Source organism: Paenibacillus tundrae, assembly GCF_030812775.1.
Taxonomy (GTDB): domain Bacteria; phylum Bacillota; class Bacilli; order Paenibacillales; family Paenibacillaceae; genus Paenibacillus; species Paenibacillus tundrae_A.
The window spans coordinates 233,329-247,155 of record NZ_JAUSTI010000003.1 but is presented as its reverse complement, the minus strand read 5'-3'; the positions used below and the strand labels follow the sequence as shown (position 1 = coordinate 247,155).

Sequence of the window (13,827 nt, the reverse complement as noted above, 5' to 3'; positions counted from 1 at the left end):
ACCCTCCTTATTTGTCTGTCAGGTGACGAACGGCCTGCGCCAATTCTTCCGGCTCTTTGGTCCGAACGAGTTTAGGCGGATCCAATGGGGCAAAACCCGTTGGAGCTTTCGTCTCAGATGGCGGAAGATCTTCCCCGGAGGAGGCGTTCTGTCCATTTTTGAGCAAATCGTTTAGCTCTTGACCATCGTCTTCGAGTTTAATGTCCACCTGTGAACCTCTTAATTCTTGACCGTTTAGGGGATCATAATCGAATCCCTTGCTATCTAAGGATGGAGTCAGCAGCAACCCCAATCCCCAGCGTAATGCATAAGCAAGGGCAAACCAGGCTACGAATCCGATTAACCCGCGAATTAAACTGGTCATCAACACATTGCTGCTGTAAGCTACAAAAAAAGTCAGAATAAATCCGACTATGCCTGCTCCAAGATTAATGCGGTAGTTTCCTATCATATTGGTTATAGTTCCTTTACACCCATTTGTACACTTCTAATAGTTAAAAGTCCAGTCTCACAGTCCATTTCAATAGTTCGTCCATAGTTGCCGCCCGTATCTTCAGCCAGAAGAGGAATACCGAGCTTTTGTAACCATTCCCGACAAGAATCAGCATTTCGCGGTCCAATGCGCATAGTGTCACCAGCTCCCGAAAAAGCAAACATCTGTGATCCTCCCGCCATTTTGGACACGATACGTGATTGAGAAGCGCCGAGCTTAACCATCTTCTCCAATAATTCAGGCAATGCCGTATCCGCATATTTGGCTCTATTCAAATTCCCCTCACGGGCAATATCTGAAGTAGGGAGCATGACATGCGCCATTCCGGCCAGCTTCAATTGTGGGTCATACATTGTTAAGCCCACGCATGAACCAAGGCCAGTCGTACGGATTATGCCAGGAAGATGAGCAATATTCAAATCCGCCATACCGACTTTAACGACGCTTTTATCTTCAATCATGATCTAGCGGCACCCCTAATGATTCGAATATCTTTGCAAATGATGTCGGATCGGGAATGAGGAAGAACTGACCTTCCACTTCATCTTGTCCTTCAAAGAACGATGTGTCAATCAGTAATGCAGCATCGCCCATTTCACCAAATTGCAATAGACCATAACTGAGAATGGCACCTGCCATATCAATGGCAAGTCCTGGAACCGTTGGATACATGGACAGTTTCGTGAAATCCGCAAGTGAAGATAGATAAGACCCAGCCAATATGTTTCCAATCTCGGACAGAGCAGATTGTTCCATATCTGTGAAGTCAAACCCTTCCCTCAAATCAAAACCAGCAAGACGATTAAGCAACATCTTAGCTGCTTCAGGTGTCATCATGAAAAACAGATTCCCTGGTGCTTCGCCTTCTACACGTAAGAAAACAGTAACGACGATCCGTTCATCTCCGCCTACTTTCTCAGAAACTTCTTCGAACGGAAGCATTTGTACCGTTGGAACGCCCATGTCAATCGGTCTATTAAGGAGCTGGGACAACGCCGTTGCGGCGTTGCCTGCTCCTATGTTACCGACCTCTTTGAGCACATCCATCTGGAATCCCTCAAATCGGTTGAATAGTTCCACGGAGTTATCCCTCGACACTTTCCAGCTGAACGACTTCGCTTTTATTTAAGACTTCATGCAGATTCAACATGATTAGCAAACGTTCATTTTCAAGCTTCGCTACACCACGAAGATATCTAGCCTTGACACCACCAACCACTTCAGGCGGGCTATCGATTGAACTGCTCTTAATATCAATAACATCATTAGCAGCGTCAACGATAAAACCTACTTGCATATCGCCTACACCTACAATGACAATACGTGTTTGATCGGTATATTCCGTTTCTGGCAATGAGAAGCGACCACGCAGATCAATAACAGGGATAACTACCCCGCGTAAATTGATAACCCCTTTAACAAATGAAAATGTTTTTGGGACACGTGTAATTGGCATCATGCGTTCAATCGTCTGAACTCTCTCAACTTCGATGCCGTACTCCTCTGATCCTAACTTAAAGACGATAACTTTCAACTCTTCTTCCATGTAAAAAACCTCCCTATTAGATGTAGAGCTTAAACGTAATTGGTTTATTTGATGAATGCGTTAGGATCAACAATTAGAGCGACTTGTCCATCTCCAAGAATCGTTGCTCCTGAAATGCCTTCAATCGCAGGAAGATAAGTTCCCATCGATTTGAGTACAATCTCGCTTTGTCCAATGAATTCCTCTACAGATACGGCTGCAAGTCGGTCTCCTTTGCGGATAACAACAATTTCCGTTTCTTTTTCTTCTGCATCATTGAAGTCTGGTACAGAGAACACTTCATTTAATGAGAGATATGGAATCAATGACTCACGGAACGTAATCATTTTGTTGCCATGAATATTGCGAACTTGTTCACGTTGCACAATGGCTGTCTCTACAATTGAGGACAATGGAATAGCATATTTCTCAGAACCCACTCGTACAAGCATTGCTGCAATAATGGATAAGGTCAATGGGAGTTGAACAGAAAAGTTCGTTCCTTTTCCAGGTGTGGAGTGAATGGTTACATTTCCACCAAGTGAAGTGATTTTTGATTTAACTACGTCCAATCCAACTCCACGTCCGGAAATATCAGAGATCACATCAGCCGTACTGAAACCAGGTGCAAATAACAGTTGATTGACTTCATCGTCACTCATTTTGGCACCTTGTTCTTCTGTAACAACACCTCTGGAAATGGCTGTTTTCAACAGCTTCTCACGATAGATCCCTTTGCCATCATCTTCAATCTCAATGAATACATGGTTACCACTATGGAATGCCCGTAGGTTTACGGTTCCCATCTCTAGTTTACCTGCCGCTACACGCTCTGCAATCGACTCAACACCATGGTCAACTGCGTTACGCAGCAAGTGCACCAACGGGTCGCCAATCTCATCAATAACGGTACGATCCAATTCTGTCTCGGCACCAGTAATCACTAGATCGATTTTTTTGTCCAGTGTTTTTGCTAGGTCACGAATCATACGAGGGAAACGGTTGAACACGGTATCCACAGGAACCATCCGCAGCTTCAATACAATATTTTGCAAATCAGTGCTAACTCTGCTCAGATGAGCTACCGTATCCGACAGATCATTATTTCCTGTCTCGCTAGCCAATTGTTCTAATCGTGAACGGTCGATTAACAACTCACTGAACAGGTTCATAAGTACATCAAGTCGTTCAATATCTACACGAATTGTACGTGAAGGAGCTGCCGCTTGCTTCGGTGCCGCTGCTTTAGTTTCGGTAGGCTTCGCTTCTGCTTTAGGAGGAGCTTCTTTAACCTGGGATGCCGCAATCGCATCGTTTACAGCAACGACTTCAGCTTCGGCTGCAACGGCTGCCTGGTTCGTCATTTGCTCAAGCGTTTCTTGATCCAACTGAATCACTTTGGCACTTTCAATTTCAGAAATACTTAAAATTCCTTGTTCAAGTTCCTGCGCTTCTTTGGTTGTTATGTAATATAACGAGAAATTGCGCTCAAACTTCTCTTGTTCAATATCCTGAACGGATGGGAATGCTTTTACAACCTCACCAGAGCGTTCTAACAGGTCAAATACCATGTAAGCACGTACGCCTTTTAACTGGCTATGTTCACTTACCAGCACCTCAATGTAGAATACCCGGTGTCCTTCAGCAATGGATTGATCCAGTACTGAATATTGGAACTCATCCAGTTGCACTGCAGCTAAGGTTTCAGGAACTGTCGTTTGAGCTACAGCTGCTGCTGGCGCATCGCCTCCAGTCCATTCGCCACTTTCAATCGCTTGAAGTGAAGTAACGATTGCGGAGACATCCGCTTTACCTTCTCCACCATTTGTAATATCCTGAACCATTGTTTCGAGCGCATCTAAACTTTTAAATAGCGTGTCAAAGATAAAATCTTGCATTTTCAACTTCTCATTACGCACCATATCTAACACATTCTCCATCTTGTGTGTCAGTGATGCCAAATCTTCAAAGCCCATTGTTGCAGCCATACCTTTCAGGGTATGAGCTGAACGGAATATAACCTGAACGATTCCTAAATCCTCCGGGTTACCTTCGAGTTGTAGCATGTTTTCATTAAGCGACTGCAGATGATCATTAGACTCATCAATAAACATGGATAAATATTGGTTCATGTCCATTGTGAGGCACCTCCTCCATGAGTTTCACTCCATTTATTTCACAGCTTGAACAAGTTTTGGCGCAATCTCCTGCAAAGGCAGGAGATGCCGTACGCATTGCAGCTCTACAGCAGAACGCGGCATTCCATATACAACACATGTTTCTTCATTCTCTGCAAACGTTGAAGTGACACCTGATTCGTATAATTTCTTCATCATACGAGCCCCGTCACTTCCCATCCCAGTCAGTAAGACCAAATGACGCTGCAGCGATGTGTGCGGCAAAAGAGATTCGAACATCGTATCGACTGATGGTCTGTGGCCATTAACCGGATGTTCCTCTGTAAGCTTCAGAATGAATTTGCCATCCGACGTTCTGTTTACTTTGATGTGATATCCGCCAGGAGCAATATACGCTGTTCCTTTTTTCAGAATCATTCCTTCTTCGGCTTCTACTACATGAAGTGGACTGAACGTATTTAATCGCTGGGCAAGTGATCTGGTGAAATTGGGTGGCATGTGCTGCACAATAATCACAGGCGCCGGAAGATCAGCAGGCAACTGCTCTAGCAACGTTTTGAGAGCCCTTGGCCCACCTGTTGAGCACCCAATAGCCACAAGCTTGTTAAATCCAACCTCTAAGGACGGTACACCTCGTTGCATAGGAGCTACTCGACTTTTTTCAGGTGTATTCTCCGGGTTAGACTTAGCAGCCACTTGGTCGGCTGCCACTCGTTGAATACGTGCGGATTGGATTTCTTTGGACGGTGCAGCAGGCTTGTTCGGTCTCAACTCTTTAATTTCTTTAGGTTCAAGCTTACGATCTGAACTCTTAGAAACCTCTGTCTTTTGATCCACACGTGCTGGCTTTTGACTCAGTAGCGGTGTGTTCTTCGGTATAACTTTGGACTGAACAGAGGGAGTTTGTTCACTACTCGCTCGTTTTTCAAGTTTTGCAGGTTCTATTTTTTTCTGGTCAAGTTCCCTACGCGACGGCACAGCGGCTACATCCCGCTGTATTCGCTGAGATTGATTCATCAGGTTACCCTGAGCCTCCTCTCGTTTCTGCAGGGACGCCTCACGGTTCGCTTTTCGTTCAACTTCATTCATCGCTGCTCTCATACGCTCAACCAATGCTTTCCCTACCTGGGCTATATCTTGATCATGCGATATAGATGGCTTACGAATAAAGTCAAATGCCCCGGCCTCCAGAGCCATGATGGTCTCTTTCATGCCTTGTTCATTAATACCCGATAACATAATAACTGGAACATACGACTGCTTCATGATAACCTGCAATGCGTCAAGACCGTTCATCTCAGGCATTTCAACATCCATAGTTATAATATCGGGCTTTACATCCAGTGCTTTTTGAATAGCTTCTTTCCCGTTTGCTGCTGTTGCTGCCACCTTGAATTCCGAATCTGCTTCAATTAAATCTGAAACAATCTTACGCATAAAAGCGGAATCATCGACAACCAATACTTGATACACCGCCATGTTGTTCACCCCTGTTTCCTTTTTTCAGAAATCACGTTGTCTTCTTAAGCCACTTTCTCATAAATCCCCTGATTCCTGTCAAGGTTTCGGATCCGGTTGTAGCAGGTTCAGCCAAATAACGAAGAGCAAGTCGCGTTATGTCTCTTGATGCCTTGGTATTTGGGAATGCTAGGCTAAAAGGCACCTGCCTTTTAACCGCCTTTACCACCTGGATATCTTCTGAGATGTACCCTAGAAGTGGGATATCCGTCTGCAAAAAACGCTTTGCTACTCCAGCTATCTTCTCTGCCACTCGCTGCGCCTCTTGTTCGTCTTCCACCCGGTTAACAATCATTCGAAAGGGTGTAGCATTTTCTTGGCCATGCATAACTTTAACTAAAGCATAAGCATCGGTTATTGAGGTCGGTTCAGGTGTGGTTACGATTAAGCATTCATCAGCAGCACCAATAAATTTCATGTTTTCTCTTGAGAGTCCGGCCCCTGTATCAAAGATCACGTAATCCATTTCCTTGGCAATCTCTTCTACTTGTTGTGCAAAAAACTCAAGATCTCGGTCAGACAACGAAAATAACTCTTTCATTCCTGAACCACCTGCGATATATGGCAGGCCGCCTGCACCAAGCTGGATAATTTCCTGAATGGATTTCTGCCGATACAATAAATGATACAGATTATAAGGAGAAGAAGTTCCCATCAATACATCAATATTAGCCATCCCTATATCTGCATCAAAAACGAGTACTTTCCTTCCTAAGGATTGCAAGGCCAGCGCAAAATTCAAAGTGAAATTTGATTTTCCAACTCCACCTTTTCCACTAGCAATGGTAATGATTTTGGAGGAACGTTTCGCCGAATCGACTCCGTTTATACCATCTCGGGAAGGAACCATGCTTCTGAGTGAGGCTGCCTGGTCTTTCATTGTGCTCGCTCTCCCAATAATTGTTTCGTGAGCGCTCTCGCCTCAGGTTTCAGCAGATCATCAGGAACATTTTGTCCATTCGTGACATACGCGAGTTTTAGCGGGAACTGATACAACAGGTTGAACATGGAGCCACAACTGCCTGTTTCGTCCATCTTCGTGAAGATTACCTTGTCCAGACCATATTTGCTAAAGTGTTCTGTGATCTGAACCATATCTGTACTTTTGGATGTCATGCTCATAACCAAAAAAGTTTCACTGTTCTCAACTGGAGCCAATAGGCTTTGTAACTCGGAAACCAGTAGCTCATTCCTATAATTTCTTCCGGCCGTGTCCATAAAGATCAGATCACATTCCTGTAGTCGAGATATAGCTCGCTGAGTATCACCGGGAGATTGTACCACTTCAAGTGGAACATTCAAGATAGAAGCATACGTTCTAAGCTGTTCCACTGCTGATATCCGGTAAGTATCGGAAGTGATGAATCCAACTTTACGATGGTTCTTAAACATCTGTTCGGCAGCCAACTTGGCAATCGTGGTTGTTTTCCCTACCCCCGTGGGTCCAGCTACATACACAATTCGAGTGGTAGGAAGAATACCTTCTGCGATACGATCTTTCAAGAAATGAGTAATTTCTTGTTCAAGGGCATCATGAATGTTATCTTCATTCAACTCGTTATTATTGATTTGCCGCTGTACAACTTCAATCCAAGATTCCGATACATCTGCCCAAACTTCTTGCGCGTTCAGACGATCTCTTACGAGGCGCAGTTGTTCTGGTAAATTGTCTTCCGCGACTCCTAGCTTGGATATCTTGGACATCATCTGTTTTAGATCTTGCAGTTCAGACATCAGTTGTTGTTGATCTAAATTATTGCCCTGCTGTATAGAGGGAGAGCTTGAACCCGAAAAATCCGCCCCTTCCGGTCGCGGTTTATAATCGAGGTTCAAATCAGATTTGCTCTTATCAGTGTTTGAATCAAGCTGACTCGTTTCAAACACAGGATTAGCATCCGCACGTTCTTCAGTTAACGAATGATCGGTTGGTTTAGAAGCTGGCGCATCTGAAGCCTTATCAAACGTACGAGCTGTTTGACGATAGGCTTCAGGAACAAAAGCGCGCGGTACAGGTGCAAACTGAGGTTGAGCTTGCTTCTTCGCTTCTTTTTTCTCTTCCTTATCAACTGCAGCTACAACTTCAATCCTCTTTTTGCGAAACATACCGAGTACCCCGCCTACCTTAATCTCTTTGGTAGACAAGATAACGGCATCACTTCCCAAGTCTTTACGAATTTGAAGCATCGCTTCGGGCATGGTCTCAACAACGTATTGTTTTACTCTCATAAGTTCACCACCCCGACACTTTGGATTTCAACATTCGGTTCCAACTCGCTATAGGAAAGCACCGGTATGTCCTGCATAGTACGTTCAATCACTTGCCGCAAGTACATCCGAATCGTTGGAGATGTTAATACAACGGGTTGCTGACCGGACTGAATCAATCGATTCACCTGTTCTGTCAGCTTTTGATAGACACTCTGTGTAGAAACTGGATCTAACGCAAGGTAGCTACCTTGATCCGATTGTTGTACAGACTCTGCAATCTTTTTCTCCAAGCCAGGCCCAACCGTGATGACTCTTAACGTCTCACCTTTTTGCGAGAACTGCTGCGTAATCTGACGTGAGAGCGATTGTCTGACATACTCAGTCAGAACGTCTGGATCTTTGGTATACGTACCATAATCGGCTAGTGTCTCAAAGATGGTAACCATGTCTCGTATGGATATTTTCTCGCGCAATAGTTTGGCAAGTACTTTTTGTACATCACCAATAGCTAGAACGGAAGGAATCAATTCATCCACAAGAGCGGCATAATTTTCTCTGAGATTATCCACAAGAGCTTTCGTTTCTTGTCTGCCCAGCAATTCATGTGCATGTTTCTTAATCAATTCAGTCAGATGTGTTGCTACTACCGAAGGAGGATCAACAACCGTATAACCAGCGAGCTCTGCTCTATCTTTAGTCAGTTCATCAATCCACAAAGCCGGAAGTCCAAAGGCAGGTTCTGTCGTCTCAATACCGGTTACAGATTCTTCTTCATACCCTGGACTCATCGCCAAGTAATGATTCAGAAGCAACTCACCACCACCTACAACATTACCTTTGATTTTGATCACATATTCGTTAGGTCTTAATTGAATGTTGTCTCGAATGCGAATGACAGGAACCACTAAACCCAGTTCAAGCGCACACTGTCTACGAATCATAATAATCCGATCCAACAAATCTCCACCTTGCTGATTATCAGCAAGTGGAATCAATCCATACCCAAATTCGAATTCGATCGGATCCACTTGAAGAAGGTTAATCACACTCTCAGGGCTTCTAACTTCTTCGATCTGTTGCTCCTCCTCCAGCTGCTCCTCAGCCACTTGTTTGGATTTCAGCGTGTTCTGCATCTTCCAGGCGGTAAAAGCAAGTAAAACAGCTAAAGGTAATGTTGTAATAACATGAATTGGTGTAAAGAAGCCCAACATAGCAATGACAAAAGCTACAATATAAATGAGCGTCGGGTATGTAAATAATTGCCCCGTAATATCATCCGCAAGATTTCCTTCTGATGACGCTCGTGTAACGATCAGACCGGCAGCTGTCGAGATCAGAAGCGCAGGAATTTGACTTACCAGACCATCCCCGATGGTCAAGACAGAGTAAGTAGAGAGCGCATCAGCAAAAGCCATTCCATGTACTGTCATTCCGATTATAAATCCGCCAATGAGGTTGATAATGAGAATGATGATACTCGCTATCGCATCCCCTTTAACGAACTTACTTGCTCCATCCATAGCTCCGTAAAAGTCAGCTTCTCGCTCAATCTTAGTACGACGTTCACGGGCTTGTTGCTCGTTAATTAGACCAGCATTCAAATCCGCATCAATACTCATTTGTTTACCAGGCATCGCATCGAGAGTAAAACGAGCTGCAACCTCAGCTACACGCTCGGAACCCTTTGTGATAACGATAAACTGAACTACAACGAGGATCAGGAACACGATAAATCCTATTGCAATCTGTCCACCCGCAATCCAGCTACCGAAGGTCGCTACGACCGATCCCGCATCCCCTTCACCAAGGATCAATTTGGTTGTAGAGATGTTCAGCGCTAGTCGGAACAACGTTGTAATCAACAACATCGCCGGGAAGATCGAGAACTGGAGTGCTTCTTTGCTGTTCATTGCAACGAGCAAAATCATGAGCGCAATTGAAATGTTGATAACGAGTAGCATGTCCAACAACCAGGTTGGGATCGGGAGAATCATCATCAATACGATGCCGATGATACCCGCAAGGACAGCAATATCTTTAGTTTTCAATGAATGTACGGCCTCCGATCCCCTTTTATTTCGTTCTGCCCTTTAATTTATATACATAAGCCAGCACTTCGGCTACCGCTTGAAACAAATCAGCAGGTATGGCGTCTCCAATCTCAGCTCTCTGGAACAACGCCCGTGCCAGCGGCTTGTTTTCCATCGTAATGACGCCGTTTTCTTTAGCTATTTCTCTAATACGTAAGGCGACGTAGTCCTGACCTTTGGCAATAATTTGAGGTGCCTCCATCTCTGACCCCTCATACTTCAGCGCAACCGCAAAGTGAGTTGGGTTTGTGATGATCACGTCAGCATTTGGAACTTCCTGCATCATGCGCTGCATAGCCATACGACGCTGGCGCTCTCGAATTTTACCCTTGATCAGTGGGTCACCCTCCATTTTTTTGTACTCATCCTTAATGTCTTGTTTGGACATCCGAATGTTTTTCTCATAATCATATTTCTGATACATGTAATCGAAAATCGCAAGAATCATAAGCGCTACTGCAATTTTCACGCCTAAACTTAATGTAATTGAAGCTGCAAAGTGTAAAATAGCATCCACCGAAAAATGTGAAAGTGAAGCAATGTCTGATTGGTAACTGATAATTGTGCTGTACACGAGATAACCAATAATCGACATTTTTAATACGGATTTAGCGAATTCCACTACTGAACGCAATGAGAAAATATTTTTAAATCCCTTGATTGGATCAAGCTTTTCAAGCTTTGGCTTAAGCCCTTCTCCTACAAGTAGAAACCCAACCTGCATATAGTTTACAATCAGAGCAATAAGGGCAACCCCTAGCAACACTGGAGCAAGTAACAACATAACCTCGATGCCATAACGCATCATAAGCGCCATTACATTCTCACCAGTGATTTGCATGCTTAACCGGTTAATGAAGATATCCGTGAAAAGCCTAACCATGCGTTCCTTATAAAAGTCACTAAAAAACATAAAGATCAAAAAGGTGAACAGGAGAATCGCAGCACCGGATATCTCCATACTTTTGACGACCTGTCCCTTTTTACGTGTTTCCTGCCTCTTATTCGGTGTTGCCTTTTCAGTCTTTTCTCCTGCAAACAACTGGAGGTCGAGTTGATATTTCATTTGGGTCTTGTCCTCCATTTCACTCAGCCCGGCCTCTGTCCAATGGTCCCAAGCAATTTTTCCATGGATCTGAACATTACTTCGAACAATTGACTAAATACAAAGGAAAAACTCGGAACCAGTAAAAGCAAAATAGCAATCCCGACAAGTACCTTAAGCGGCATACCAACAGCAAATACGTTGAATTGAGGAGCTGTTTTGGCTAAAAAGCCTAAACCTACGTCTGTCAAGAACAAAGCAACGACAATCGGTGCAGACATCTGAAATGCAAGCATAAATGTCTCGCCCAATGTTCGTACTAGAAATTCTGCTATACTTCCATCTGCCAAACGAATATAAAATGCATTGGATAATGGTATCCAACGATAACTGTATACGATCGCATCTAGCAAGTAATGATGACCATTCATCGTCAGAAATAACAGCATGGCAAATGCGTACTTGAAGTTACCCGTAAGTGGTGCGGAAGCACCAGTCATTGGATCATAAACGTTCGCCATGGCAAATCCAATCTGAAAATCAATAAATGCTCCTGCTGTCTGTACAGCAGTCATAATAAGATACGCTACGAAGCCCAGCAACAGGCCTATGAGAATTTCTCTAATAACCAGTAGAATGTAACTTAGATCTGTAGGAACCTCTTGATTAATGCCATAGACCAAGTACACGGTTAACGTGACAAATGCGGAAATTCCAATTTTAAACGTATTAGGCACATTTCGAGCTGAAAAGACAGGTGCCGTTACAAAAAATGATGCAATTCGACAAAACATAAGCAGAGCGACAGGATAACTTTGCAACAATGTCTCCATCTGCAAAAGCCTAACCTATATATCTGTATAAATTATCGAGTATGTTGTACGTGAAGTCGACCAATATATTCAATATCCATGGTCCAAACAATAGTACTGCCAATAATACGGCAACAATTTTTGGCACAAAAGCCAAGGTCTGTTCCTGAATCTGAGTTGTCGCTTGAAATATGCTGATCATTAGACCTACAACCAGAGCAAGTATAAGCATGGGTGCGCTGGCCAACAGTGCTGTATAAACTGCTTTCCCGGCCAGACCGATAATAAATTCCGAAGTCATGACCGTCCTCCTTTACTTTTCCGGCTCAAGTATTAAAACTCAGCAACAGTGACTTCACCACCAGATACCATCCATCCACGAGGACAAATAATAGTATTTTGAAAGGTAATGAGATCATAACCGGCGGAAGCATCATCATCCCCATAGCCATCAGTGTACTAGCAACAACAATGTCTATGACCAGAAACGGAATGAAAATCATAAATCCCATCTGGAATGCTGTCTTTAATTCACTGATTGCATATGCCGGCACCATAACAGTGAGCGGTATATCTTGATACGAACTAGGCTGTTCGGTTTGATTGTATTTCATAAAAAGCAATAGATCTTTTTCCCTAGTGTGAGAGAACATAAATTTCTTTATCGGGTCTGCTGCCTTTTCCAATGCCTCAGTTTGCGTAATTTCTCCTTGAAGATAGGGCTGAAGTGCTACCTGATTAATCGAAGACAATGTCGGTGACATAATGAATAATGTCAAGAAGAGCGCTAACCCGACAAGCACCTGATTGGGTGGCATTTGCTGTGTCCCCAAGGAAGTTCGCACAAAACCAAGAACGATAACAATTCGGGTAAAACTGGTCATCAGTACCAGTAATGCCGGTGCGATACTCAGTACCGTAATTAATAGGATGAGCGATAATGAGCTTGTACTTGGTGCTCCCCCATCCCCATTTCCGATTTGAATATCAATATTCGGTATCGGTTCGGCAAAGGCGACTGTTACGGACGCCAGGCTGATCAGCCCCATCAAACAACATGCTAGCCAAATCTTTTTCTTCATGAATCCCTCTACCGATCTGTAGTATTGTCTTCTTCTTTAAGCAGCTTCTCCATCTTCTCTTTTCGGTTAGGCATCTGCCGAAGTTTGGATTCAAACAATTCGTGAAAAGAGGTTGTATCTTCTAGCTCTATTTCCCGTGGTGGTTCTTCTTTGCGGAAACGAGCAGCTAGCTTGCTGATGAGAGGCGAGAGGCTTCCATTTGATGCAGAAGCTTCTCGTTCAAACGAATCAATGATTCGCTGTGCCTCATCCAGATCAGAAATTTTATCTACAAGTTGAATATCCTCACCTACACCAAGTAGATAAACGTTACCGCCAATTTCAATAATCTGTAGTGATTTATTAGGTCCGAGCCCAACTCCGCCTAAAATCCGGACTGTGCCGTTACGAAACCACTGCTGATTCCGTTTATTGAGAAAACGAATCAAGTAGACGATAAGGGCTAGGATGACGGCCAGGACAACAATCACCCAAACAAGCTGCAAATAATAATTGGTACCCACAAATTGACTTTCATCCTGAGCCATCATCATATCTCTTACACGCCCAGTGTTTTGCTGATCGCTTCAATAACGCGGTCGGACTGGAATGGTTTAACGATGAAATCTTTGGCTCCTGCTTGAATTGCATCGATTACCATTGCTTGTTGCCCCATTGCAGAGCACATAATCACTTTAGCATTGCCATCAATTTTTTTAATTTCTTTCAGAGCCGCGATTCCATCCATCTCAGGCATGGTGATATCCATCGTGATCAGATCAGGACGAAGTTCCTTAAATTTCTCAATTGCTTGTGCTCCATCCTGAGCCTCGCCAACGACCTCATATCCGTTTTTGGACAAAATGTCCCGGATCATCATTCTCATAAATGCAGCGTCGTCCACGACTAAAATTCGGTTTGCCATCTTGATTCAAGT

15 protein-coding genes are annotated in these 13,827 nt (G+C 43.8%); all 15 read right to left on the bottom strand.

The window, feature by feature from the left end; genetic code table 11:
- Positions 1-7: 7 nt before the first annotated feature.
- From J2T19_RS06900 to J2T19_RS06830, 15 genes are read right to left on the bottom strand one after another with little or no spacing between them, the layout of a single operon-like run.
- Complete coding sequence (locus J2T19_RS06900; RefSeq protein ID WP_056700631.1) at positions 8-451, bottom strand: hypothetical protein; 444 nt, start codon at positions 449-451, stop codon at positions 8-10.
- Positions 452-456: 5 nt separating this feature from the next.
- Entirely contained in the window at positions 457-954 is a 498-nt protein-coding gene (locus J2T19_RS06895) for a chemotaxis protein CheD (protein ID WP_128101415.1), read from the bottom strand.
- Positions 947-1,540 carry a chemotaxis protein CheC gene (locus tag J2T19_RS06890; RefSeq protein ID WP_307214579.1) on the bottom strand — a complete coding sequence of 198 codons (594 nt, stop codon included), beginning with the start codon at positions 1,538-1,540 and terminating at the stop codon, positions 947-949. Before J2T19_RS06890 ends, J2T19_RS06895 begins: the two co-directional genes overlap by 8 nt.
- A 37-nt stretch (positions 1,541-1,577) precedes the next feature.
- Positions 1,578-2,039 carry a chemotaxis protein CheW gene (locus J2T19_RS06885; protein ID WP_056700626.1) on the bottom strand — a complete coding sequence of 154 codons (462 nt, stop codon included), beginning with the start codon at positions 2,037-2,039 and terminating at the stop codon, positions 1,578-1,580.
- A 44-nt stretch (positions 2,040-2,083) separates the two neighbouring features.
- On the bottom strand, positions 2,084-4,156 hold the full coding sequence (locus J2T19_RS06880; RefSeq protein ID WP_307214253.1) for a chemotaxis protein CheA: 2,073 nt from the start codon (positions 4,154-4,156) through the stop codon (positions 2,084-2,086).
- 33 nt (positions 4,157-4,189) lie between these two features.
- Positions 4,190-5,635 (bottom strand): protein-glutamate methylesterase/protein-glutamine glutaminase, encoded by a 1,446-nt coding sequence (locus J2T19_RS06875; RefSeq protein ID WP_307214252.1) that lies wholly within the window; start codon positions 5,633-5,635, stop codon positions 4,190-4,192.
- A gap of 31 nt (positions 5,636-5,666) precedes the next feature.
- A complete protein-coding gene (locus J2T19_RS06870) occupies positions 5,667-6,554 on the bottom strand; it encodes a MinD/ParA family protein (protein ID WP_307214251.1) in 888 nt (295 codons plus the stop codon).
- Positions 6,551-7,900, bottom strand: a complete 1,350-nt coding sequence (gene flhF, locus J2T19_RS06865) for a flagellar biosynthesis GTPase FlhF (protein ID WP_307214250.1) — start codon at positions 7,898-7,900, stop codon at positions 6,551-6,553. The genes J2T19_RS06870 and flhF overlap by 4 nt, the downstream gene beginning before the upstream one ends.
- A complete protein-coding gene (gene flhA / locus J2T19_RS06860; protein ID WP_145046320.1) occupies positions 7,897-9,930 on the bottom strand; it encodes a flagellar biosynthesis protein FlhA in 2,034 nt (677 codons plus the stop codon). The genes flhF and flhA overlap by 4 nt, the downstream gene beginning before the upstream one ends.
- A 25-nt stretch (positions 9,931-9,955) precedes the next feature.
- Complete coding sequence (flhB, locus tag J2T19_RS06855; RefSeq protein WP_307214249.1) at positions 9,956-11,038, bottom strand: flagellar biosynthesis protein FlhB; 1,083 nt, start codon at positions 11,036-11,038, stop codon at positions 9,956-9,958.
- A gap of 23 nt (positions 11,039-11,061) precedes the next feature.
- A complete protein-coding gene (gene fliR, locus J2T19_RS06850; protein WP_239289520.1) occupies positions 11,062-11,850 on the bottom strand; it encodes a flagellar biosynthetic protein FliR in 789 nt (262 codons plus the stop codon).
- Between the two features lie 10 nt (positions 11,851-11,860).
- Positions 11,861-12,130: a flagellar biosynthesis protein FliQ gene (gene fliQ / locus J2T19_RS06845; protein WP_056700610.1), complete on the bottom strand. Its 270-nt coding sequence runs from the start codon at positions 12,128-12,130 to the stop codon at positions 11,861-11,863.
- A gap of 25 nt (positions 12,131-12,155) precedes the next feature.
- Positions 12,156-12,911, bottom strand: coding sequence for a flagellar type III secretion system pore protein FliP (gene fliP, locus J2T19_RS06840; RefSeq protein ID WP_307214248.1), 756 nt, complete (start codon positions 12,909-12,911; stop codon positions 12,156-12,158).
- A gap of 8 nt (positions 12,912-12,919) precedes the next feature.
- Positions 12,920-13,444, bottom strand: a complete 525-nt coding sequence (locus tag J2T19_RS06835) for a flagellar biosynthetic protein FliO (protein WP_307214247.1) — start codon at positions 13,442-13,444, stop codon at positions 12,920-12,922.
- Positions 13,445-13,449: 5 nt separating this feature from the next.
- On the bottom strand, positions 13,450-13,815 hold the full coding sequence (locus J2T19_RS06830) for a response regulator (RefSeq protein WP_128101407.1): 366 nt from the start codon (positions 13,813-13,815) through the stop codon (positions 13,450-13,452).
- Positions 13,816-13,827 lie beyond the last annotated feature (12 nt).

Bases quoted from the DNA above. Each gene is read 5' to 3' on its own strand.
- J2T19_RS06900 (WP_056700631.1), bottom strand. From the start codon at position 451: ATGATAGGAAACTACCGCATTAATCTTGGAGCAGGCATAGTCGGATTT.
- J2T19_RS06895 (WP_128101415.1), bottom strand. From the start codon at position 954: ATGATTGAAGATAAAAGCGTCGTTAAAGTCGGTATGGCGGATTTGAAT.
- J2T19_RS06890 (WP_307214579.1), bottom strand. From the start codon at position 1,540: ATGGATGTGCTCAAAGAGGTCGGTAACATAGGAGCAGGCAACGCCGCA.
- J2T19_RS06885 (WP_056700626.1), bottom strand. From the start codon at position 2,039: ATGGAAGAAGAGTTGAAAGTTATCGTCTTTAAGTTAGGATCAGAGGAG.
- J2T19_RS06880 (WP_307214253.1), bottom strand. From the start codon at position 4,156: ATGGACATGAACCAATATTTATCCATGTTTATTGATGAGTCTAATGAT.
- J2T19_RS06875 (WP_307214252.1), bottom strand. From the start codon at position 5,635: ATGGCGGTGTATCAAGTATTGGTTGTCGATGATTCCGCTTTTATGCGT.
- J2T19_RS06870 (WP_307214251.1), bottom strand. From the start codon at position 6,554: ATGAAAGACCAGGCAGCCTCACTCAGAAGCATGGTTCCTTCCCGAGAT.
- flhF (WP_307214250.1), bottom strand. From the start codon at position 7,900: ATGAGAGTAAAACAATACGTTGTTGAGACCATGCCCGAAGCGATGCTT.
- flhB (WP_307214249.1), bottom strand. From the start codon at position 11,038: ATGAAATATCAACTCGACCTCCAGTTGTTTGCAGGAGAAAAGACTGAA.
- fliR (WP_239289520.1), bottom strand. From the start codon at position 11,850: ATGGAGACATTGTTGCAAAGTTATCCTGTCGCTCTGCTTATGTTTTGT.
- fliQ (WP_056700610.1), bottom strand. From the start codon at position 12,130: ATGACTTCGGAATTTATTATCGGTCTGGCCGGGAAAGCAGTTTATACA.
- fliP (WP_307214248.1), bottom strand. From the start codon at position 12,911: ATGAAGAAAAAGATTTGGCTAGCATGTTGTTTGATGGGGCTGATCAGC.
- J2T19_RS06835 (WP_307214247.1), bottom strand. From the start codon at position 13,444: ATGATGATGGCTCAGGATGAAAGTCAATTTGTGGGTACCAATTATTAT.
- J2T19_RS06830 (WP_128101407.1), bottom strand. From the start codon at position 13,815: ATGGCAAACCGAATTTTAGTCGTGGACGACGCTGCATTTATGAGAATG.